We start from the raw sequence: 18,330 nt of genomic DNA, 5'->3' as shown, positions 1-18,330 counted from the left end.
ACGCCGACTGGCTTGAGGCGGTACGGGCCGAGGCGGGCGACCGGATCTTCATCAACGCCCGGGTCGACTCGTTTCTCCTCGGGCGGACCGACCCGGCGGAGGCGATCACCCGGTGCCGGCTCTATCTGGCGGCGGGCGCGGACTGCGTGTACCCGCTCGGAGCCCCGCCGGAGCACCTCCCGCTGCTGCGGAAGGAGACCGGGGCCCTGATCAACATGGCGCCGTGGCCCCCGGGCGGCCCGTCGATCCCGGAGCTGGGCCGGCTCGGGGCGTCCCGGATCACCTTCGGCCCGTTCCTCCAGCATCAGGCGGCGACGGCGGTACGGAAGATGGCCGAGAAGCTGCGTACAGAAGGCTTCCCCGGCTGAAGCGGGGGACAACCGGCACGACACCCCCAGGCACACGGCGCCGCGCGGCGGTCCGGGGGCGCCCTGACCACCGTGCGGCGGCGCCGTCATGACCTCACCCCGACGAAAGACGCGTGTCAGCCCACGGCCTTCTTGACCAGATCGGTGATCGCCTTCTCCGCCTTCTCACTCAGCTCGCTCACCGCGAAGGACGTGGGCCACAGACCGCTGCCGTCATCGAGGCCCGCCTCGGGCGTGAAGCCGAAGGTGGAGTAGCGCTCCTTGTCGGCGTGCCCGCTGCGGAAGAAGCACAGGACCTTGCCCTTCCTGGCGTACGCCGGCTGTCCGTACCACAGCTTCGGCGCCAGGTCCGGGGCGTGGGTGGTGACGAGGACATGGATGCGTTCGGCGACGGCGCGGTCCGCTGCCGCCATATCCGCGATCTTGGCCAGTACGTCCTGCTCGGCGGCGACCGCCTTGTCGCCCGGCTTACGGCTCGCCTCCCTCCGCAGCTCCGCCGCACGCTCCTTCATGGCGGCCTGCTCCCAGTCGGAGAAGCCGCCCGCGTCCTGTCCGCTCTCCGTAGTGGCCTTCGCGCTCATCGCCGTCACTCTCCATCTGTCGGGGCCGGTGATCCGGGCCGGGCGCCCGGGTGCCCGGTGCATCCGGGCCGGTGCGCCGTGGTCCCGACGCTAACCACGACGGCCGCCCCGGCGCTTCTCGGATCCTGACCGGATCGTCCCCGTACGGGGACCTCACCGCGACCGGAAGTGGCCCAGACTTCCGCCAAGGAAATGGACCACACCCCTGCGCCACATCGCCGCTAGATTCGAGATCATGAGCACTCACGACAACAGCGACCGGCTCCCCGTGCAGAACCCCCGTCTCGCCTGGGAGGACCTGGCTCCCGACGTCCACAAGGCCATGGTCGCGCTGGACCGGGTCACCCAGCGGGGCGTCGACCCGGTGATCCTCCACCTGGTGAAGGTCCGGGCCTCACAGATCAACCACTGTGCCCTCTGCATCGACCTGCACAGCAAGGACGCCATCGCGGCGGGCGAGTCCGTCGAGCGGATCATCCAGCTGAGCGCCTGGGACGAGTCCCGGCACTTCTACACGGCCCGCGAGATCGCGGCCCTCGAACTGACCGAGGCGGTCACGGTCCTCACCGACGGCTTTGTGCCGGACGAGGTGTACGAGAAGGCGGCGAAGGAGTTCGAAGAGACCGAGCTGGCCTATCTCATCGCGGCGATCGCGGTCGTCAACGCCTGGAACCGCTTCGGCGTGACCGCCCGTATGTCGCCCGGCCACTACGACCGCAAGCGGGCCGCCGCGCACCGCCACTGAGCCCGGCCCGGCCCGCAGGGGCCGGGCCCCACCGCCCCGAGGGCTCCGGGACTCAGCGGCCGGGCGGGTCGGTATCCGTCCCGCCGAGCTGTTCCGCGAATTCCTCCGTGAGCTGCCGGTACTCCGGACTCGTGAGAACCTCGTCGTATTCCGGATCGGCGAACTCAAAACTGTGCCCGCCGGGATGCCACTGAAAGAGCGTGCAGGCATCGTTCCCGCCTCCGGATCTGCCGTTGTCCGCCGGGCAGTCCTTCAGAATGGCGATACTTTCGCGGTGCCCCCCATCCGCCCAGCGCGCCCAGATTTCGCCGTACGCCGCCCCGTCGAGTTCTCGTACGAGGTCATAGTGCGGGCCGTCCTCGTGCTCCTCCAGACTGCACCGCAGACCGGTCACCACAAACAGCGGATGGCATGAGTCATCGGGCGCGATATCGAGCACCAGCACCAGCATCCGAAGGGACAGCGTCGCGGTCGCGGCACACACCCGCCGGGCCCCTTCCCGCTCCGGGCTCACAACCCCCACCGGCTCTGCGCATTCGCCTCCGCGACAGCCTCACTCATGGCGTCGGACTGCGCGGCGGGGCTCAGCCTTTCCGGCAGCGCGTCCCACTCCACCCCACCGTTGAGCGGCCGAAGCTGCACCCGGCCGCCGACGTCTCCCATGACCCGCCCCACCCGGCCGACAGCGGAGTCCCTGACAACGGCGCCGATTTCATGACCCCGAGCGTTCATCAAGCCCTTCCTTTCTGGTGGATTCCCTGTACCTGCACTCAGGTTGGCCAGCCGGACGTACCCTCACCAGGGGTGACGCGTTTATCACCTGAACCGTAAAGAACAGAAGGTGAGGTCATGGCCAAGGAAAATGAGGCCCCTTCGATGGCGGAGTTGTACGGCAGCCGGTTACGCCGCCTGCGCCAGGCCAGGAACTGGACCCAGCGGGAACTGGGAAGAGCCGTCGCAGTGGAGCATTCACGCATCGCTCAAATCGAAAGGACGAGCGGGGCGAGGCCCACCCTGCAACTCTCCCGAGCCTTTGACCGGGTATTCGAAACCGATGGCCTGTTCGAAGAGCTGTGGCCGCATGTCTATCGGGAGACCTATCCGAACTGGTCACGGGCGTTCCTCGATGCGCAGGCACGCGCGGTCGAGATCAGGGTGTACATGGCTCACACCGTCCATGGCCTGTTGCAGACCCCCGAGTACGCACGAGCCCTGCTGCGTCTCGGCAGGTCGCTCAAGACCGAGGAACAACTCGAAGAGCGCGTATCGGCCCGGCTCGCAAGACAGGAGCGCCTGAACGGACCCGACGCGCCCAGCCTTCTGGTGATCCTGGACGAGTCCGTGCTGCGTCGGCCGGTCGGCGGACCCGAGACCATGCGCCAGCAATTGGCCCGGCTGCTGGCTGCCACCGAGAGCCCCCGCGTCACGGTCCAAGTGCTTCCTTACAGTCACGGCGAACACCCCTCCCTGGGAGGCTCACTGGAATTGCTCTCCATGCCTGACGGCTCGACGGTCGCCTACAAGGAGGGCGCGGATTTCGGCTGGTTGGTCGAAGACCCGGAAGACGTCAAGTGGTATGCCGATTCGTACTATCGGCTCTGGGGTGGGTCCCTACCCTGGGCCATGTCACTCGACATGATCCGGTCCCTGATGGAGGGCAGCACCAGTGATACGCGAGTCCCAGCTCAAGCTCAGCGACGCCGCGTGGCGCAAGTCCAGTCACAGCAATCAGGAGGGTGGGAGCTGCGTAGAAGTCTTGGACGGAATGGCCGTCGTGCCCGTCCGTGACAGCAAGCTGGACGACGGCCCCGTCCTTCTTCTGTCGCACAGATCCTTCGCGGGACTGGTCAGCTACGCCCAACGCTCCGCCACCTAGCCGTCGGCCGCCCACCCGGAGCAATGCGCGGCACATCACCGCGCAGGACAGCGGTACGAGGGACGCAGCCGGTGCGGTGAGCAGCCGACCAGGCTCACGGAGAGGAACCGCTGCCCGGTCAGCCACCAGCCGCCGACAACATCCTCGCCCCCGGCCAGACGCGCGCCGACCAGCGCGATCCGGCCGTCCAGTGCCTCACGGTCGTTCGGTGACGCGAACGCATCCGCGTGCGGGCGGACCTGGCCCCCGAACCAACGCTCGGCCTCCTCCGGGTCGGTCCATGTCCCCTGGACGAACGAGGCCGGTTTCAGCAGCCATTGAGCGACCTCAAGGGGCGGTACGGGGGTGCTCGCGAAGGCCGGGTGGACATCTCGGCGCGGTCCGTCGCGATGGAGGTCGAATCCGCTGCCGAGCCAGGTGTAGCCGTGGTGGTGCCGTTCCAAGGACGTGCCTCGCCTCTCCTGACGGGCGGGGACGACGACGCGCCGTCCCCGCCCTGCCTACGCGGTCCGGTTATCGACGGCCACAGCCGTCACCGTCACCGCAGCCGCCGCTGTCATCACCGCCTTGGCCGTCGTCGTCCTCGGGGTCGGCCTTGACCGGGGTTGGCGGGTGGCGCATGGTGACCTCCAGTGCGCTACTCCGGCGCGAGGCCCACCCCCGCGTCGGCCGTGCAGGTGCACTGGGCCCTCCTGACGGGCCCGCCCCGCCCTGGCCGGTGTCTCCTTGGCCGGTACGCCGGACAGGCGCGGGGAGCGTTCAGACATGGAGGGCCGCGCGGCCGGACCTCGCCCGCGAGTGCGGGCTCACGGGTCAGGAGCGCCCACCTATGGCGGTGCTGAGGGGACATGGGGGGCCTCCGCAACGGTCTCGATTCACCTTGCGAAGAGCGTCGGGCCGCGAACAGCCGCAGCTCAAGAAACTTGCGGGGGCTTGCAGAGGTTCACCCGAGCGCGCTGAGGGCATCCGCGATGAGGGAACGGGCGTGTCTGCCATGACATGCCATCGCCGCCAGTTCCGCGAACATCCTGGTGTAGATGGCGATCTCACTCGGCTGTTTCACGGTCACCTCTGCGGTGGCCAGCTCGATGAGAACCTGCCTGCTGTCGAAGATCCAGAAGCCTTCCACGGGCCACATGACACGGTCTGCGGACATGGGAATGACCCCGAAGCTGACTTGGGGGAGGGACGCCACCTTCAGCAGGTGGCCGAGTTGCGCGGCCATGACCTCGGCGTCGCCGAAGCGGGACCGCAGTGCTGTCTCCTCGACCAGTAGGGCGAAACGTCGTGATGCGTCGTAGAGGACTCGCTGCCGGTTGATCCTGGCAGCGACGGCTGCCTCGGTGTCATCAGGAATGCCGCTGAAGGCGATGATGCGACTGAGGATTCCGCGGGCATACTCCGGTGTCTGTACAAGACCGGGAATGACGCCCGGCTCATAGACACGAAAGTGGCGCGTCCGCTGATACAGCGGGACGCTGGCCTGCTGGACTGGCTCCAGTCCCCGCCCCTCGACCCTCCACCACTCGACATACAGCTCCTCGACATTGTGCGACGCAGCCACAAGATCTGCGTATGTCTCCGGAGCGCCGCACAGTTCGGCGTACTGACGCAGATCTCCCTCGGACGGAGAGGTCACGCCGTTCTCTATCCGGGACGTCTTGGATTCGCTCCAGCCGGCACGGGCCGCGAAAGCCCGTGCCGTCTTGAAACCGGCTCCCTTGCGCATGTCTCGCAGCCGGTTGCCCAACATGCTGCGAGCTTCCCGCACAGCGGAGGAGGGGGATGCTGACACTGGTCAGGAGATCTTGTACTCCCCGTGGGGGATCGCGCGCTCCCACACCGCCTCGAAGGCACTCGTACAAAGATCACGAACCTTGGTGTCCCGCGTCAGCTCCATCCAGTCTTCGGGGCTCTCTCCGTCACCGGCGAAATGCAGGACGAGAACCAGGTCGTTGTCGAACACCCAGAAGTCGTTCCCCGGGAAGGCGATGTCCGTTGCGCGGCGACGCGGCAGCCAGCGAATCTGCTCACCCGCATCGACATTGGCGTCCGAGTAGAAGTGCTCGAACTTGATGTAGTCGGACTCCGGAACCGAGAACACTCGTGCCCGCCTGATCGATACGCCTCGGTCCGTGGCATCGCTCACCAACTTGAGCCACTTTCGGAAGCCAGGGTCGGATGTCAGGTCCTGGGGCCGATGGCCTTCCTTCCACGAGACGTAGTCGGGGTCAGACTCCATGTAGCTGTCCCGCATCTCCAGGTGGATGGCCGAGCGACGTGCCGAGGTCAGGAGGTCGTCAAACGTCGGTGCCTGCGTCACGCTTCATCTCCTCGAAGAACTGGACCATACGGCGCGGGATCTCAACGACCGTCTCGTGCGGAGGGATCTCCATCTGCGCGAGACGCTGCTGGTCCAGGACCTTCCACCCCTGGACAAGATAGTTGTCGGTCTGCTCGTCCAGGTAGACGGTGGGGGACCCGTGCTGCTTGCTCTCGGGGTCCTTTCCCAGCTTACGGAGTGCCATGCTTCCTCCCGGTTCAGACTGTCGATCCGTAACTGTGAGCATGCAGGCGGCTGCCCTCCGGCGCACGGAACTTGCAGATACTTGCGGTGATTTGAGGTTCAGGTATCGGCCCAGGCGCGTGAGGGTTCGGGTCCACCGCAACCAGGAAGACTGTCCCCGTGACGACACCCGCCAACGAGCCCTGGACCGACTCCCTGCGCGAAGGCACCGGCCCCATTCAGGACAAGTTCCTGGAACTGGTGCGCAGGACCAAGAACTCTCGCCACTACTGCCCCACGCTCATCTGGGGCAATCTCCAGACCGCGGAGTACGCCCGCGCTGTGTTCCAGCGTGTGGTCGACTTCCATGGGACCCCTGACGATGTCGAGGCCGGTGTGGCCCGCCGCACCGCCCGCGCCCAGCTCATCGGACAGGACGGTCGCACCTACCACACGTTGCTCGGTGAGCAGGCTCTCCGCACCAACCTCGGCGGTACGGATCTCATGCGCGGCCAGCTCACGCACCTGCTCCGTGCCCTCGAACTGCCAGGGCTCAAGGTGGGGATCATCCCGGCACGGGCGCAACTCGCCCTGTTTCCGGGGCATGCCTTCTCCGTCTTCGACGGCCGACAGGTCAAGGTCGAGACATACGCCTCCGGCCTCAACATCACCGATGAGGCCGAGATCTCCGCATACGAAAAGGCGTTCAGGTTGCTGGAGCAGTCCGCCGTCTACGGACCGGCCGCCCGCGACCTGATCCGGACCGAGCTGGCGGCCCTCGACTGAGCGGGACGCCCGGCCTCTCGGCCCATGACCCGGCCGACCGGGCTCCGGGCTCCGGGCTCCGGGTCGAGAGCGTACGAAGGAGCGTCAGCCGAGGAGCGGCTCCAGGGTCAGTTTGTAGAAGATGAGGTAGGCCAGCAGCGAGAAGGGAATCGCAGTCAGGAGGGTCAGTCCGCGTTCCCTGTGGGTGCGGCCCATGAGCAGCGGGACGAGGACCACGACGGTGAGACAGGCCCATGCCTGAGGGGCGTAGTGCAGGCCCCAGGCGTAGTGGATGGCCTCCATGCCGAAAACGCCCGCGAGGGAGGCGAGGCCGATGACGCGTTGGCGCGGGATGGTGCCCCGCCACCAGGAGCCCGCCACCCCGAACAGGGGGCCGGCGACGAACGCCATGCCCAGCCAGACGAGGGGAGCGAACAGATCGCCCATGCCGTCGCGCCCGAGCCCGAACTCCGCGTAGACGTAGTAGCCGATGACGAGACCGGACTCGGCGAACAGGCCCGCGACGGCGGCGACGGGCAGGCTGACCCGCCGGGCCAGCAGCCCGCCCGCGGCGAACGCGACGACGGACCAGACCGCACCGGAGTTGGGGATCTGGTTCCATTCCCCCGGGAGCCAGCCCTGGGCCAGATTGGTCAGTACGCCGAGAAGGAGTCCCCCGGCGAGTGCCGCCACCGTCGCATAGTTCCAGCCGCTTCCGCTCCTGTCGGGCGCTGAGGTGGTGGCAAGGGACGCGCTCATGGTGGTGCTCACTCTCGCTTCCGAGGGCTGCGAGGCTCATGCCCCGTGGTGCGGTCAGCCGTAAGGATGCACGGAGTCGGCAGTGCGTTCCCTTGAGCTGCTCGTCCCCGGCCCCGGCGGCGAATCGGAGCTGCTGGTCCGTTCGCCGTAGCGCTACGAGAAGCGGGCCGAACTACTGCGGCGCGGTGGCCGGAGGCGGGGTCAGTCCCGGCTCGATGGTCGACCGGGCGTAGATCCGGGTGCTGCCCGGCTTGTACGCGTGCACGAAGAGGTCGACGCAGTACTGGAGGTGTCGGCCCTCGGGGGTACGGAGGCCGTCGGGGCAGAGGTCGACCTGCCGCAGCCCGGCGACGAGCGTCTCCGGCTCCGGGAGCTTGAGGTGGGCGAAGGCGGCCGAGGGCCGGTAGTCCTTCTTCTCGGGGTGGAGGTTCGCGATCATCCTGGTGCCTTCGGGGACCAGTTGGGAGGTGTACCGATCCGCGTCCCGGCTGCGGAGGGTGAAGGACAGCAGCCCCGAGTCGTAGCGGGAGCCGGTCTTGTAACCGGCCCGCCGGTCCGAGGCCCGCTCAGGGATGCGGATGCCCATCGCCTCGCTCATCCAGTCGGGGGTGGCACCGCGCTTCCAGCAGCATGCCGCCTCCTGCTTCAGCTGGTCCGAGGACATGTGGTCGGCGAGGAGCCCGAGCGATACGACGGCGGCTCCGGCTGCCAAGCCGACCGTCCCGCCAACCGGCATACGGCGGCGCGGCGACCGTGCACCGGTGGTTCCCCTGCCTCGGCTGCTCATCGGGGGTAACTTCAACGGCCTCGCCTCCGCTCCGATTCGGACCAAAGCCGCACACTATCAACGGTGTTGGACGCGCCCGTTGGAGCGCGGGCGTCTCAGCCGCGCCGGCCGTGTGAGACGGGAACGCCCCCGGTCGCGCCGTACCTCACGTACGGGACCGGGGGCGCACCCGCCCAGGGATCAGCGGAGATCCGCAGGGATCAGAGCAGGCCGAGGGATCAGAGCAGGCCGAGCGCGCGAACCGCGTCGCGCTCCTCCGCCAGCTCCTTCACGGACGCGTCGATGCGGCCACGGGAGAAGTCGTTGATGTCGAGGCCCTGGACGATCTCGTACCGGCCGTCCTTCGTGGTGACGGGGAACGAGGAGATCAGGCCCTCGGGAACGCCGTACGAGCCGTCCGACGGGATGCCCATCGAGGTCCAGTCGCCGTCGGCGGTGCCGTTGACCCAGGTGTGGATGTGGTCGATCGCGGCGTTGGCGGCGGAGGCCGCGGAGGAGGCGCCACGGGCCTCGATGATCGCCGCGCCGCGCTTGGCGACGGTCGGGATGAAGGTGTCGGCGAGCCATGCCTCGTCGCTGACGACCTCGGCCGCGTTCTTGCCCGCGATCTCCGCGTGGAAGATGTCGGGGTACTGGGTCGCGGAGTGGTTGCCCCAGATCGTCAGGCGCTTGATGTCGGAGACGGCGGCGCCCGTCTTGGCGGCGAGCTGCGAGATGGCGCGGTTGTGGTCGAGGCGGGTCATCGCGGTGAAACGGTCCGCCGGTACGTCCGGGGCCGCCGCCTGGGCGATCAGCGCGTTGGTGTTCGCCGGGTTCCCCACGACGAGGACCTTGACGTCGTCGGCCGCGTGGTCGTTGATGGCCTTGCCCTGGGGCTTGAAGATGCCGCCGTTGGCCTCCAGGAGGTCGCCGCGCTCCATGCCCTTGGTACGGGGGCGGGCGCCGACGAGGAGGGCGATGTTCGCGCCGTCGAAGGCGACGTTCGGGTCGTCGGTGATCTCGATGCCGCGCAGCAGCGGGAAGGCGCAGTCGTCCAGCTCCATGGCGGTGCCCTGGGCGGCGCCGAGCGCCGGGGTGATCTCAAGAAGGCGCAGCTTGACCGGCACATCCGCGCCGAGCAGATGGCCGGAGGCGATGCGGAAGAGCAGCGCGTAACCGATCTGGCCGGCCGCGCCGGTCACGGTGACGTTGACGGGAGTGCGGGTCATGGCGATCTCCGTAAGAAGCTGGCGGTGAAGCTGACGGTGGGGGCCTGCCCCGGGTCCGGGACGCCCCTTCGCATCTCACCCGCCATGGCGGACTCCGCCGCGCGTCACGCGGCGATCCTGACTCCGTCACGACGAATCTTGATGTGAAGAGACATCCGGCGGCCAGGCTATCCGACCCCGTCCACGGACATCCTCCGGCCCCTCGTTCGGCCCCTCCTGCGCGCCTCACCGCTCGCCCGTGCAGCCCTTCACCCCCGTCGTCAGGGTCGCGCACGCCTTCGCCTCGGCCCCGGTCCGCACCGCCGTCATCGGCGTGTACGCGTCCTTGTCGGCGTTCACCAGACCGTTCTGCTTGCCCTTGCCCGCCGCGCTGATCTCCACCGCGTCACCCGGGGCCGCCTGGGTGACCCGGGCCCAGGCCGCCTTGCAGATCTCACTGTGGCGGACCTCGACCTTCGCCTGGCCCACGGTGGCGGACGCGATGGTCTTGGCGAACTCACCGCCGCACCCCATCTGCTCCGGGTCCTTGCCCGTGCACTCCTTGCCACTGCACTTGACGCCGGCCGGCAGCTTGGGCGAGTTGGTCGTCGCGGTCGGGGACGGCGTCTTGGCCGCGGTACCGCCGTCGCCGTCGCCGCCGAGATCGGTCAGGAGTACGGCCGCGACGATCACCACGAGCGCGCCGACCACACCGGCCAGGAACATGATCAACCTGCGCTTGCCGCCCGGGGCCGGGGCACCGCCCGAGCCCCCCGCGCCGCCGGGTCCGCCCGAGCCGCCCGGGTTCCGCCCGCCGGGCGGGGGTACGGCGCGGTGGCCGCCCCTGGCGGACGGCGGGGTGGGGGGAGTGATGGGGCCGGTCGGGGTCGCCGGGCCGCCCCACGGGGACCGGGCCGACTGCCCGTCCCGCTCCCCCTCCGAGCCGGTGGGGCCTGCGGGGCTGGTGGAACCTGCGGGCCCGGCCGCTCCCGGGCGGCCTGTCGCACTCGCGGACCCCACCGAACCGGCAGGCCCCGGCGAACCGGCGGACCCTGACCCTGCCGGCGGAAAACCGCCGGAGGGCGCGTTCATCTCGGGCGCGGCCGTACGACGGCCCCGGGAGCCGGTGCCCTCCGCCGCCTGCCCGTACTCCCCGAGCGCCGCCCGCGCCTGGGATATGCGTATCTGCTCCATCGTTCTGTCATGGCGCATCTCGGCCCGGCTCCAGGCCCGCTCGGCCAGCTCCCACATGGTCGTGAGATGGATCGGACTGGTGCCCGTCACCTCGGCCAGTGCCACGACCGCACCCTTGGGCGCGAGAATCCGGCCATTGAGATAACGCTCCCAGGACGTCTTGCTGTAGCCCGTGTGGTCCGAGACCGCCGCGATGCTGAGCCCGCTCCGGTCGACGAGCCTGCGCAGCTGCTCGGCGAATTCCCGCACCTCCGGATCCAGCTCATCCGGCAGCGCCTTCCAACGAGGCATGTCTACCCCCCCTTGTTCCCCCGAACGTAGGTGCTGTGCCCCGCGCCCATCCGCCCCTGCGCCGCTTCTCCCGGCGTCCGCTGAAGGCGGACCACCCGGTGAGATGCGCAGGGTCAGGATGTCAGTTCCTGTCTTCGTCGTGCACGGGAGCATTCGAAATGTTGACTGCGCCCCTTGTGCGCCCCCTCATTCCGCCTGCCGCAACAGTCTCCCATCCGATACCCGACGATCACACCGTGGCGGAATGGTCACTTCCGTGCCACAGGCCACAGTCGTCCCTTGTGGTGAGATCAACGACTCCGTGACCCTGGACACACGAACAGTGCCCGTCCTTACTCGGGGGAGGGGACGGGCACTGTTCGGCAGGTTCTCGCGGGTTCGCCGGGGTTCGCCGGGGTTCGCCGACTTGGTTCCGGCGTCTGGTTTCCGGCGTCTGGTTTCCTCCGGGTTGGTTCCGGCGTCGTACCGAACGCCCCGGTCAGGACGTTTCGCCCGTCTTGTCCCGGAACACCACCCGCACGATGTCCTCCAGGAACGGCAATTCCAGCCAGGGATCCGGCTGCGCCACCAGCGCCAGCACGGTGACGGCCGTGCCCAGCAGCCCGTATGTGATCAGGTCGGTGAAGCGTGACCGTACGGCCAGCATGCCCACCGACGGCAGGACCCAGCGCAGCACCCCGCCCGTGACCAGTGCCACACCGATGAGGATCGTGCCGATACGGAACGCCTCGGCGAACGGGTCGAGCCCGACGATCACCAGCCCGAGCCCGGTGAGGGCGAGCACGGTCAGCAGCGGCCACTGCCGCGCGGGGGCGGGCGCACCCCCGGGCGCCGCCCGGCCGCCGCCCTCAGGGCGCGCGGTGTCCGTGGTGAGCGATGGCGGACGCCGTGACGGGGTCTTGGCCGTGGCGGTCGTTTCCGGAGCGGCACTGGTCCCGGGGGGCGTTTGCGGGGCAGAGCCGTTCCCGGAGGCCGCGTCCGGGGCACCCGGAACCACCGGGGCACCCGGAGAGGCCGGAGCACCCGGAGCCGCCGAAACGGCAGGAGCGGCGGAAGCGCCCTCAGGGGCCTCAGGGTCCTCCCGCTCCCCCACCTCGCGGTCGTCGTTCATACGTACGCCCATGAGGGCAGTCTCTCCCGTCAGCCCGTGGCCGAGAGCGAGCGCTCCGCCGCTTCGACCACATTGACGAGCAGCTGCGCACGGGTCATCGGGCCGACGCCGCCCGGGTTGGGGGCCACCCAGCCCGCGACCTCGGCGACACCCGGGTGGACATCGCCGACGATCTTGCCGTCCTCGTCCCGGCTGACGCCGACGTCGAGGACCGCCGCGCCCGGCTTCACGTCCTCGGGCTTGATCAGATGCGGTACACCCGCCGCCGCGATGATGATGTCCGCCTGCCGCAGATGCGCTGAGAGGTCGCGCGTACCGGTGTGGCACTGCGTCACCGTCGCGTTCTCGGACTTACGGGTCAGCACCAGCGGCATCGGACGCCCGATGGTGATCCCGCGCCCGACGACGACCACGTTCGCGCCCTTGATCTCGACGCCGTGGTGCCGGAGGAGCTGGACGATTCCGTACGGAGTGCACGGCAGCGGCCCCTCCACCCCCAGCACCAGCCGGCCGAGGCTCATCGGATGCAGGCCGTCCGCGTCCTTAAGGGGGTCCATCAGCTCCAGGACGCGGTTGGCGTCGATGCCCTTGGGGAGCGGCAACTGGACAATGTAACCCGTGCACTCGGGGTCGTCGTTCAGTTCGCGGACGACCGCCTCGATCTCCTCCTGGGTGGCGGTGTCGGGAAGTTCACGCTGGATCGAGCCGATGCCGACCTGTGCGCAGTCGCGGTGCTTGCCATTGACGTACCAGCGGCTGCCGGGATCGTCGCCGACGAGCAGGGTGCCGAGACCGGGCACCACTCCCTTCTCCCTGAGGGCCGCCACGCGGACGCTCAGTTCGGACTTGATCGCTGCTGCGGTGGCCTTGCCATCGAGAATTTGGGCGGTCATGGACCCATCTTCGCGGATTGCCCCGCCCGGGTTCCAATCCCGTTCGTTCCCGAGTTCCCATCCCGTTCGTCCAGGTGCTCCGGTCATGGTTCCCGACCCGCAACCAGAGGTTGCACTTGCACAACACCTGGGGATACCGACTGGACAAAATGTCGACTGTAATACCACGATGACCGCTGCAGTGCTGCGGAAAGTTTGGGGGCGACACCGCTGATCTTGTAACGATCCTCCACTCGGACCGCGCAGTCCCCGCACTTCCCAACGGAGGATCTCGCCATGAGCTTCGGCGACCCGAACAATCCCTACGGCCAGCAGCAGCAGGGCGGTCAGCCGGACTACGGCTACCCCCAGCAGGGCGGGCAGCCCCAGGGCCAGCCCGGTTACGGATACCCGCAGGCGCCGCCCGTCCAGCCGTATGGCGACGGAGGCTACGGCGGCGGACCGACCACCATGCCCGGCAGCGTCAAGGCGGCCCAGGTGATGACCTGGGTGATCGTCGGGCTCCAGGTCATCGGCGCCGTCCTCATGTTCCTGGGCGGCATGGCCCTCGACGAGCTGGAGGCCAGCGAGGAGAGCGCGTTCGACGGCCTCGGCGACTCGGCGGGAATCCTCTACGCGTACGGCGTCTTCGCCATCCTGTGGGGCGCGTTCGCCGTCTTCCTCGCCGTCAACTTCTCCAAGGGCCGCAACGGCATCCGCATCGCCGCCCTGGTCTTCGGCATCATCACCGCGATCCTCGGCCTCTATCCGTTCCTCATCGTCGGTCTGGCGCACCTCGTGCTCGGCATCCTGATCGCCGTGTTCGTCGGCAAGTCGGACGGCTCGGCCTGGTTCAACCGCCCACGCGCCTGAACCACGGCGGCCGGCGAAGCCGTAAGCCGTACACCGATGCGCTGATACACCGGCGGACCGCCGACGTATCAGCGAACGAACGGCGAACGAACAGCGAACAGCGCGTCCGGGAGGCCGCGACTCCCCCATCCCCTGCGGGAGTCGCGGCCTTCCGCCCGTCCCGGGGCCGAAGGCTCCGTTTATCCGGGGCCGAAGGCTCCGTACGTCCGGGGACCGTGAGCCCGCCCGGACGCCCTCCCCCGGTCATCCCGCCGGTAGTCCCGCCTGCCCCACCTTGCCCGCCTTCTTATGCGTACGTTGTGCGATCGTTTATCGCCACTTCCTACCCTGGCGCTGCACCGAGGGGAGAAGTCCACTGTGTACAGCATCATCGTGGTGTCCGGGCCCGCAGGCGGTCCCAGCGAGCAGTTGCGCCTCGCGCCCGGCGAGACCCTGCGTTTCGGCCGTGGAGCACCCACCGCCGACCGGAGCCGGCTGACCATCGACCACCCCGGGATCTCCCGTACGGCGGGCGAGATCACCGCCACCGGCACGTACTGGACACTCAGCAACTTCAGCGGCACATCGACGTACGCAGTCGAGAACCCTGAGGGCGCCGGTGAGCACATCAAGGTCGCCCCGGGGCGCGTCGACGCGCCCGTGCCCTTCGAGTTCGCGCGGCTGGTCATGCCCGCCGCCGGCGAACTGGTCTCCTTCGACGTCTGGGCACCGCGCCACGACTACGCGGAACCCCCCGGGCCCGCCCCCGACGGCGAACCGACCGCGCACGCCTTCCCGCTCGACCGCACCAAGCGGTACTTCCTGGTCCTGGTGGCGCTGTGCGAGCCGAGGCTGCGCGGCGAACCGCACGCTGCGGTGCCCACCGTCGAACGGATCGGGCACCGGCTGCGCCCCATCTGGCCCGCCGTCACCACGGCCGCCGTGCAGTGGAACATCGACTATCTGGCGGTCAAACTCCGCCTCAAGGCACCGCCGGAGGCGGCGGCCGGCGGCCCTCGGCTCAACGGCAAGAAGGGGACGCTGGTGTCGCTGGCGCTGCGGTTCGATCTCGTACGGGAGGACGACCTCGGCCTGCTGGAGGCGGTAGCCGTCCGATGAGACACGACGTCACGGCGCTGCCCGTCCCGTACGGCTACCGCGTCGGCCCCTGGGAGGTCCGCGAGCCCCTCGCGTCCGGCGCGTTCGCCACCGTCTACGCGGGCCGCCGCACGACGGGACCTGCGGACCGGGCGGGATCTGCGGACCGGGCGGGCGGGTCCGGTCCGTCCGGCCGGGCGGGCGGGCAAGTCAGGCGGCCCGGGCGGCCGGGCGGGCAAGTCAGGCGGTCCGGGCGACCCGCCCGGCCTCCCCGCCGAGGTGGCGCTCAAGTTCCTGCCCACCGGGACCCGTACGCCCCGCCAGCTCCGCCATCTCCAGGAGCTGACCGAACGCGAGCTTGAGGTGCACCGCAGGCTCCGGCAGCCACGGCTGATCAGGATGTACGAGACCCGCACGGTCGACGACCCCGCCGAGCCCTCCCTCGACGGCGCGACCGTCCTCGTCCTGGAGAAGGCCGCCGGTTCGCTGGACAAGCTGCTCTCGCGCTGTCCGCGCCCGGTCGCCGGGCCCGCGCTGCTCGCGCAGATCGGTGAGGGGCTGCATCAGCTCCATCACGCGGGCTGGGTGCACGGCGATCTCAAACCGGGCAATGTGCTGCTGCTGGCCGATCACACCGTCCGGCTCGGCGACTTCAACATGGCCGCCGAGATCCAGGGCACCCACGGCTACACGCCCGCCTTCCAGACCACCGACTACACCCCGCCCGAGCGGCTGTGGGCCGAGACGGGCGTGCGCGGGCAGCACATCCGTACCACCGCCGACATCTGGGCCTTCGGGGTCCTCGCGCACGTCGTCCTCACCGGGACCCACCCGCTGCCCGGCGCCACGCCCGGAGCGCGCCGGGACACCGCCGTACGCTACGCGCGCGGCGACGACGAACTGCGGCTGTCACCCGATCTCCCGGATGACTGGCGGGAGATCGTCACGGAGTGTCTGGCCCGTACCCACGAGGAGCGGGCGCACCTGGGCGCGGCGGAACTGCTGCGCCGGGTCGAGAAGGTGACCGGCGCGGCGCCCTCACCGGCGCTGCCCCGCCGCCCGTTCGGCCGCCGCTCGGGCCACCGCCCGCTGACCCGCCGGACCAGGTCCTCACTGCGCTGGGGCTCGGTCGCGGCAGCGTCCGTCATGTGCATGCTGGCGATGATGCACCACGGGTCCTCGGCCCAGGCGGCCGGGTACGAACGCTGCGCCATCGGTCATGTCTGCTTCTTCACCGAGGAGGACGGCAAGGGCGAGATGTGCGCCTGGTACGACGACGAGGCGGACTGGCAGTCCGGCTTCATCATCTGTGAGTGGGGCCGCGCCACGGCCCCCAAGTCGGTCCTCAACAACGGGTACCCGGACGACCTGCCCGCCGCCCGCTACTACCGGGGGACGGACTTCCAGGGGCCGGCCGGCTGCCTCCGGCCCACCGAGCGGCGCAATCTGGAGGATGGGGAACTGATCCGCTCGGTGCAGTGGCTGTCCGACTGCTGAACCGGACGGGTTGCGTACCGCCCGGTTCGTACGCGCCTCCGCACCCTCGGATGTCCGAGGTACCCCGCCGGGCCCGCCCCCGCGAGGGTTGTCCCCGATCGAACGGCCGGAGTCCGGCTGAGCGAAGGGGGACATGGTGCGACGTACTCTCGCGGCGCTGGGGACGGCCGGCGCGCTCGTCTTCGGCGCGCTCACCGCGTGTACGCAGTCCGGCGGGTCCGACACGTCCCGCGGGGCCGGTGCATCCGGGAGGTCCGGTGCATCCGGCGGGTCGGCCTCGGCCCCCGTGGCGGCGCTGACCAGCGCCGAGCGGGCACAGCTCGACCACGCGGAACAACTGCTGGTAAGGGAGTGCATGGCGGACCGGGGCTTCCCGTACTGGGTCGGCCCGCCGCTGAGCGCGGACGAGAGCCGGAACGTCGGCCAGTTGCTGGACGACACCGCCTGGGCCCGGCGGCATGGATACGGCAGCCGGATCACGGCGAAGCTGCTGGCCCGGCGGACGGCCGACCCCAACCGCCGCCACCGCGAGAGCCTCTCGGGTGCCCGGCTCACCGCCTACACAACCGCGCTCGAAGGCGGCCCCGGCACCCGGGAGCTGTCGGTGCGCGTCCCCACGGGCGGGACGGTCACCAGCACCCTCGGCGGCTGCGCCGCACAGGCGGAGGAGCGGCTCTACGGCGATCGCGCGACCTGGTTCGCGGCGGCGAAGGTCGCCACCAACCTGAGCCCGGTGTATGTGCCGAAGCTGCTGTCCGACCCCCGGTTCACCGCCGCGCAGTCCGCCTGGGCCGTCTGTATGCGCCGCGCCGGACACGACTACGCCACCCCCGGCGCGATCAGGGACGCCCTGGAACGCACCCGTGAACGGATGCCGGAGCCAAGGGCCTTCGCCGTCGAGGTACGGCTCGCGGTCGCCGAGGCGACCTGCGCGCGGTCGAGCGGCCTGGCCGACACGGGACGCCGGCTCGAACGCCACTACGTGGACGGACTGCGCGGCCGGTACGGGGACGAACTGGCCACCCACTCCCGGCTGGAACGCGCCGCGCTCACCCGCGCCCGGGAGATCACCGCGCGGTAGGCCAGGGCCCGGGAGACAGCGGGTTCGGAGGCCAGGGCCCCGGAGACAGCGACCCCGGAGGCCAGGGCCCCGGAGACAGCGGGTTCGGAGGCCAGGGCCCGGCGCCCGGCGCCCGGCGCCCGGCGCACAAGACTTCCACGGCAAACGGCCGTGGGTGAACGGAGGAGAACCCCATGAACAACCCTCAGCGGATGAGGAACACGCGTAAGAGGAACATCAGGCGCGGTCTCGGTTCCGCCGCCGCGGTGCTCGGCCTGGCGGCCGGTTCGCTGCTGATCAGCACCCCCGCCCAGGCCGTCACCCCCTGTGACACCTTCTACAACAACACCGCCGCCCGCGGGTACATGTACGCCTGGGACGCGACCTTCTGCAACGGCTCCCCGCTCGGCGGCAGCGCGGGCAACGACCCGGACTGGGGCGACGCAGCGGGCCCCTTCCGGGGCAGTGACGCCAACCGGGCCAGCTCGGTGATGAACAAGGGGTACGCGGGCAACCTCGACGTGGTGGCGTTCTACGACTCGACGAACTACAACCACAACCTGGGCTACGGCTGTCTCTCGGTCGGTGAGAAGTACGCCGACGACCTGCGGGACAACCGCTTCACCAACGGCCTCTCGGCCAACAACAGCATCAGGTCGCACCGCTGGGTGAACTCCAACGGCTGCGCGGCCGGATCCTGGCTCACGTGATCCGTTCCCCGCGTCCAGCCTGCTGACGAGGGCCTGACAAAGGACGAGAGACGGTCTACGGGGGAGGGGAC

General features: G+C 69.6%; 23 protein-coding genes. 10 read left to right on the top strand and 13 right to left on the bottom strand.

Going from position 1 to position 18,330, the window contains the following annotated elements; translation table 11 throughout:
- Positions 1-368: isocitrate lyase/phosphoenolpyruvate mutase family protein (locus tag ACWF94_RS10820; protein WP_453486858.1), on the top strand; the 368-nt coding region annotated here is incomplete at its 5' end.
- Between the two features lie 116 nt (positions 369-484).
- On the opposite strand, the gene ACWF94_RS10815 is transcribed toward ACWF94_RS10820, so the two are convergent.
- Positions 485-949 (bottom strand): DUF1801 domain-containing protein, encoded by a 465-nt coding sequence (locus ACWF94_RS10815; RefSeq protein ID WP_453486855.1) that lies wholly within the window; start codon positions 947-949, stop codon positions 485-487.
- A gap of 235 nt (positions 950-1,184) precedes the next feature.
- On the opposite strand from ACWF94_RS10815, the gene ACWF94_RS10810 reads away from it, so the two are divergent.
- Entirely contained in the window at positions 1,185-1,694 is a 510-nt protein-coding gene (locus tag ACWF94_RS10810) for a carboxymuconolactone decarboxylase family protein (protein ID WP_453486853.1), read from the top strand.
- Positions 1,695-1,746: 52 nt separating this feature from the next.
- Here ACWF94_RS10810 and ACWF94_RS10805 read toward each other — a convergent pair whose 3' ends face one another.
- Both ACWF94_RS10805 and ACWF94_RS10800 read right to left on the bottom strand, forming a co-directional pair.
- Positions 1,747-2,145, bottom strand: a complete 399-nt coding sequence (locus ACWF94_RS10805) for a hypothetical protein (RefSeq protein ID WP_453486851.1) — start codon at positions 2,143-2,145, stop codon at positions 1,747-1,749.
- 59 nt (positions 2,146-2,204) lie between these two features.
- Entirely contained in the window at positions 2,205-2,426 is a 222-nt protein-coding gene (locus ACWF94_RS10800; RefSeq protein WP_453486849.1) for a hypothetical protein, read from the bottom strand.
- Positions 2,427-2,543: 117 nt separating this feature from the next.
- Here ACWF94_RS10800 and ACWF94_RS10795 point away from each other — a divergent pair, with 117 nt between their 5' ends.
- Complete coding sequence (locus tag ACWF94_RS10795; protein WP_453486846.1) at positions 2,544-3,482, top strand: helix-turn-helix domain-containing protein; 939 nt, start codon at positions 2,544-2,546, stop codon at positions 3,480-3,482.
- On the top strand, positions 3,451-3,570 hold the full coding sequence (locus tag ACWF94_RS10790) for a DUF397 domain-containing protein (protein ID WP_453486844.1): 120 nt from the start codon (positions 3,451-3,453) through the stop codon (positions 3,568-3,570). Before ACWF94_RS10795 ends, ACWF94_RS10790 begins: the two co-directional genes overlap by 32 nt.
- A 35-nt stretch (positions 3,571-3,605) precedes the next feature.
- Here the strand turns inward: ACWF94_RS10790 and ACWF94_RS10785 are convergent, their stop codons facing one another.
- From ACWF94_RS10785 to ACWF94_RS10770, 4 genes are all read right to left on the bottom strand, one after another.
- The gene (locus tag ACWF94_RS10785) at positions 3,606-4,013 is read right to left on the bottom strand and encodes a hypothetical protein (protein ID WP_453486843.1); all 408 of its coding nucleotides are present in this window, start codon (positions 4,011-4,013) and stop codon (positions 3,606-3,608) included.
- Between the two features lie 500 nt (positions 4,014-4,513).
- Entirely contained in the window at positions 4,514-5,323 is an 810-nt protein-coding gene (locus tag ACWF94_RS10780) for a helix-turn-helix domain-containing protein (protein ID WP_453486841.1), read from the bottom strand.
- A gap of 45 nt (positions 5,324-5,368) precedes the next feature.
- Complete coding sequence (locus tag ACWF94_RS10775; RefSeq protein ID WP_453486838.1) at positions 5,369-5,893, bottom strand: DUF6879 family protein; 525 nt, start codon at positions 5,891-5,893, stop codon at positions 5,369-5,371.
- Positions 5,871-6,098, bottom strand: coding sequence for a hypothetical protein (locus tag ACWF94_RS10770; RefSeq protein ID WP_453486835.1), 228 nt, complete (start codon positions 6,096-6,098; stop codon positions 5,871-5,873). The genes ACWF94_RS10775 and ACWF94_RS10770 overlap by 23 nt, the downstream gene beginning before the upstream one ends.
- A gap of 158 nt (positions 6,099-6,256) precedes the next feature.
- Here ACWF94_RS10770 and ACWF94_RS10765 point away from each other — a divergent pair, with 158 nt between their 5' ends.
- Complete coding sequence (locus ACWF94_RS10765) at positions 6,257-6,862, top strand: DUF5753 domain-containing protein (protein WP_453486833.1); 606 nt, start codon at positions 6,257-6,259, stop codon at positions 6,860-6,862.
- 84 nt (positions 6,863-6,946) lie between these two features.
- Here the strand turns inward: ACWF94_RS10765 and ACWF94_RS10760 are convergent, their stop codons facing one another.
- From ACWF94_RS10760 to ACWF94_RS10735, 6 genes are all read right to left on the bottom strand, one after another.
- Entirely contained in the window at positions 6,947-7,600 is a 654-nt protein-coding gene (locus tag ACWF94_RS10760) for a DUF6518 family protein (RefSeq protein ID WP_453486830.1), read from the bottom strand.
- Between the two features lie 172 nt (positions 7,601-7,772).
- The gene (locus ACWF94_RS10755) at positions 7,773-8,312 is read right to left on the bottom strand and encodes a hypothetical protein (RefSeq protein WP_453486828.1); all 540 of its coding nucleotides are present in this window, start codon (positions 8,310-8,312) and stop codon (positions 7,773-7,775) included.
- 293 nt (positions 8,313-8,605) lie between these two features.
- The gene (locus tag ACWF94_RS10750) at positions 8,606-9,595 is read right to left on the bottom strand and encodes a malate dehydrogenase (protein ID WP_453486825.1); all 990 of its coding nucleotides are present in this window, start codon (positions 9,593-9,595) and stop codon (positions 8,606-8,608) included.
- 225 nt (positions 9,596-9,820) lie between these two features.
- On the bottom strand, positions 9,821-11,059 hold the full coding sequence (locus tag ACWF94_RS10745; protein ID WP_453486823.1) for a helix-turn-helix domain-containing protein: 1,239 nt from the start codon (positions 11,057-11,059) through the stop codon (positions 9,821-9,823).
- 478 nt (positions 11,060-11,537) lie between these two features.
- Positions 11,538-12,182: a DUF3017 domain-containing protein gene (locus ACWF94_RS10740; protein ID WP_453486820.1), complete on the bottom strand. Its 645-nt coding sequence runs from the start codon at positions 12,180-12,182 to the stop codon at positions 11,538-11,540.
- 17 nt (positions 12,183-12,199) lie between these two features.
- Positions 12,200-13,063: a bifunctional methylenetetrahydrofolate dehydrogenase/methenyltetrahydrofolate cyclohydrolase gene (locus ACWF94_RS10735; RefSeq protein ID WP_453486818.1), complete on the bottom strand. Its 864-nt coding sequence runs from the start codon at positions 13,061-13,063 to the stop codon at positions 12,200-12,202.
- Between the two features lie 276 nt (positions 13,064-13,339).
- Here ACWF94_RS10735 and ACWF94_RS10730 point away from each other — a divergent pair, with 276 nt between their 5' ends.
- From ACWF94_RS10730 to ACWF94_RS10710, 5 genes are all read left to right on the top strand, one after another.
- Positions 13,340-13,915 (top strand): hypothetical protein, encoded by a 576-nt coding sequence (locus ACWF94_RS10730; RefSeq protein WP_453486816.1) that lies wholly within the window; start codon positions 13,340-13,342, stop codon positions 13,913-13,915.
- Positions 13,916-14,272: 357 nt separating this feature from the next.
- Positions 14,273-15,013, top strand: coding sequence for an FHA domain-containing protein (locus ACWF94_RS10725; RefSeq protein WP_453486813.1), 741 nt, complete (start codon positions 14,273-14,275; stop codon positions 15,011-15,013).
- A 258-nt stretch (positions 15,014-15,271) separates the two neighbouring features.
- Positions 15,272-16,489, top strand: a complete 1,218-nt coding sequence (locus ACWF94_RS10720) for a protein kinase domain-containing protein (RefSeq protein ID WP_453486810.1) — start codon at positions 15,272-15,274, stop codon at positions 16,487-16,489.
- A gap of 133 nt (positions 16,490-16,622) precedes the next feature.
- The gene (locus ACWF94_RS10715) at positions 16,623-17,570 is read left to right on the top strand and encodes a hypothetical protein (protein ID WP_453486807.1); all 948 of its coding nucleotides are present in this window, start codon (positions 16,623-16,625) and stop codon (positions 17,568-17,570) included.
- Between the two features lie 173 nt (positions 17,571-17,743).
- Complete coding sequence (locus ACWF94_RS10710) at positions 17,744-18,259, top strand: hypothetical protein (RefSeq protein ID WP_453486805.1); 516 nt, start codon at positions 17,744-17,746, stop codon at positions 18,257-18,259.
- The last annotated feature ends 71 nt before the right edge of the window (positions 18,260-18,330 follow it).

It is taken from the genome of Streptomyces sp. NPDC055078, assembly GCF_053607985.1.
Note: the sequence above shows the minus strand (reverse complement) of the source record. Positions and strands in the feature narration are given on the sequence as shown.

Bases quoted from the DNA above. Each gene is read 5' to 3' on its own strand.
- ACWF94_RS10770 (WP_453486835.1), bottom strand. From the start codon at position 6,098: ATGGCACTCCGTAAGCTGGGAAAGGACCCCGAGAGCAAGCAGCACGGG.
- ACWF94_RS10805 (WP_453486851.1), bottom strand. From the start codon at position 2,145: ATGCTGGTGCTGGTGCTCGATATCGCGCCCGATGACTCATGCCATCCG.
- ACWF94_RS10740 (WP_453486820.1), bottom strand. From the start codon at position 12,182: ATGGGCGTACGTATGAACGACGACCGCGAGGTGGGGGAGCGGGAGGAC.
- ACWF94_RS10735 (WP_453486818.1), bottom strand. From the start codon at position 13,063: ATGACCGCCCAAATTCTCGATGGCAAGGCCACCGCAGCAGCGATCAAG.
- ACWF94_RS10780 (WP_453486841.1), bottom strand. From the start codon at position 5,323: ATGTTGGGCAACCGGCTGCGAGACATGCGCAAGGGAGCCGGTTTCAAG.
- ACWF94_RS10730 (WP_453486816.1), top strand. From the start codon at position 13,340: ATGAGCTTCGGCGACCCGAACAATCCCTACGGCCAGCAGCAGCAGGGC.
- ACWF94_RS10760 (WP_453486830.1), bottom strand. From the start codon at position 7,600: ATGAGCGCGTCCCTTGCCACCACCTCAGCGCCCGACAGGAGCGGAAGC.
- ACWF94_RS10810 (WP_453486853.1), top strand. From the start codon at position 1,185: ATGAGCACTCACGACAACAGCGACCGGCTCCCCGTGCAGAACCCCCGT.
- ACWF94_RS10715 (WP_453486807.1), top strand. From the start codon at position 16,623: ATGGTGCGACGTACTCTCGCGGCGCTGGGGACGGCCGGCGCGCTCGTC.
- ACWF94_RS10745 (WP_453486823.1), bottom strand. From the start codon at position 11,059: ATGCCTCGTTGGAAGGCGCTGCCGGATGAGCTGGATCCGGAGGTGCGG.
- ACWF94_RS10815 (WP_453486855.1), bottom strand. From the start codon at position 949: ATGAGCGCGAAGGCCACTACGGAGAGCGGACAGGACGCGGGCGGCTTC.
- ACWF94_RS10795 (WP_453486846.1), top strand. From the start codon at position 2,544: ATGGCCAAGGAAAATGAGGCCCCTTCGATGGCGGAGTTGTACGGCAGC.
- ACWF94_RS10800 (WP_453486849.1), bottom strand. From the start codon at position 2,426: ATGAACGCTCGGGGTCATGAAATCGGCGCCGTTGTCAGGGACTCCGCT.
- ACWF94_RS10710 (WP_453486805.1), top strand. From the start codon at position 17,744: ATGAACAACCCTCAGCGGATGAGGAACACGCGTAAGAGGAACATCAGG.
- ACWF94_RS10750 (WP_453486825.1), bottom strand. From the start codon at position 9,595: ATGACCCGCACTCCCGTCAACGTCACCGTGACCGGCGCGGCCGGCCAG.